This window comes from Pseudomonas sp. CM25 (genome assembly GCF_013179705.1).
Classification (GTDB): domain Bacteria; phylum Pseudomonadota; class Gammaproteobacteria; order Pseudomonadales; family Pseudomonadaceae; genus Aquipseudomonas.
Window position 1 is genome coordinate 1 of record NZ_JABMCW010000635.1, and the last position, 1,384, is coordinate 1,384.

A 1,384-nucleotide genomic window follows, 5' to 3' on the forward strand; every position below is an offset into this window, starting at 1 on the left:
CCTCCTCCCACTCCATGTCTCCATCCGTGTCCAGGCGATGGATTGTCACCCAGCGCTGCGACTGCGCGATCGGGTGATTGATCATCGACGAGACCCGCAAGCCCAGCCGTTCAAGGGCGGTCATCTCTTGACGCGCTTGCGGGGTCGACTTCTTCTGCTTGGCCATACCTTCCTCCGTTAACTGTACATCCATCCAGTATTAGGCAGAGCTTACCCGAGCCATCGAACGATGCAAGCCCGGATAGCTGATTAGGCGCACATGAAAAAAGTTAGGCATTACCTATTTACAATAATTAGGCATTGGCTTATCGTTCATTCCATCGAGGCGCTACACAGCCCCTCGGGAGGCCCTCAAGCCTCACCGCTCTTTACACAACCTGACGTGACCCAGCGACGTACCGGACAACCCGGTGGTGAGAAAGCTAAACCGTCGTCCACGCAGCCTCTGGATAGCTGCCGGACCTCATGCATTGAGGGACGCCAAACCATGCAAGCCAGCCGGGAATAACACCGTCCACGAAATGTGTGACCCGGCCAGGTGGGGAAACCGCGGCGACGCGCATGGGGAGGAAAACGATTTCACTGATGCAGCTTGGCGACAGGCTGCATTGGGAAATCAAACGGAGAACACCTTATGAGTATCCCGCCATTTCTTGAGTCCATAACGGCGCAGCTCTTGGCCTGCGCGGTCGCTGGGGTTTCCCTAGCGGTAGCTTGCGGATTGATCATCCTGCTTGGAAAAGCATGGCGCCATGCCTGGGGATGGATCGACGACAGCGAGCCAGGCCGCAACCCAGTTCTTGAGCTTATAGCCCGACTGCGCGGCTGGACCACCTTCGAAACCAAGGGCACCACAAGCACTTATCTGTGGTGGAAAGACAAAAAAGGGGAGACGAGAACGGACCCCTTCATCGACTTGTTCCTAGTGGTGCTTTTTACGCCTCTGTCGATTTACCTCGTCTTCAAGCTTTATGCGCTGGCCCTATTCGTCGTTTCCCTGTTTGCCATTGCGTTCGTCGCCCGCTTCGCCCGCCGTCACAAGAAGCTGTTCGACAAGCACATCAAAGACCCCGAAGCCCACAAGTGACAGACGATTCCCCGGTGCGCCTCAAGCGGGGCGCATCAGGGGGAATCCACTGAATCAACCGCCCTGGAGGGTAAGACGATGACCAAATTGACAATGGCGCAAAAAGTCGCTGACTCAGATGATTTCGATGTTCTTTGGGCAGAGGTCGATCACGTTGATCGCCTGGATGATGGATCTGACCTCTATACCTACCCTGATGGCAGTCAGCTCAACGTATCGAAGTCTGGAGCGAAAGTTCTATCGGCACAGGTAGCCTAATTCCCTGACAGCCGGAAAGACGGCCCGATTACCTGGAGG

3 protein-coding genes are annotated in these 1,384 nt (G+C 55.7%); 2 read left to right on the forward strand and 1 reads right to left on the reverse strand.

Going from position 1 to position 1,384, the window contains the following annotated elements; genetic code table 11:
* A partial coding sequence (locus HP546_RS30225) for a DUF1654 domain-containing protein (RefSeq protein WP_172233533.1) occupies positions 1 to 166 on the reverse strand: 166 nt, incomplete at its 3' end.
* Positions 167 to 634: 468 nt separating this feature from the next.
* Here HP546_RS30225 and HP546_RS30230 point away from each other — a divergent pair.
* Positions 635 to 1,087 (forward strand): hypothetical protein, encoded by a 453-nt coding sequence (locus HP546_RS30230; RefSeq protein ID WP_172233536.1) that lies wholly within the window; start codon positions 635 to 637, stop codon positions 1,085 to 1,087.
* A gap of 78 nt (positions 1,088 to 1,165) precedes the next feature.
* Positions 1,166 to 1,345, forward strand: coding sequence for a hypothetical protein (locus HP546_RS30235; RefSeq protein ID WP_172233539.1), 180 nt, complete (start codon positions 1,166 to 1,168; stop codon positions 1,343 to 1,345).
* Positions 1,346 to 1,384 lie beyond the last annotated feature (39 nt).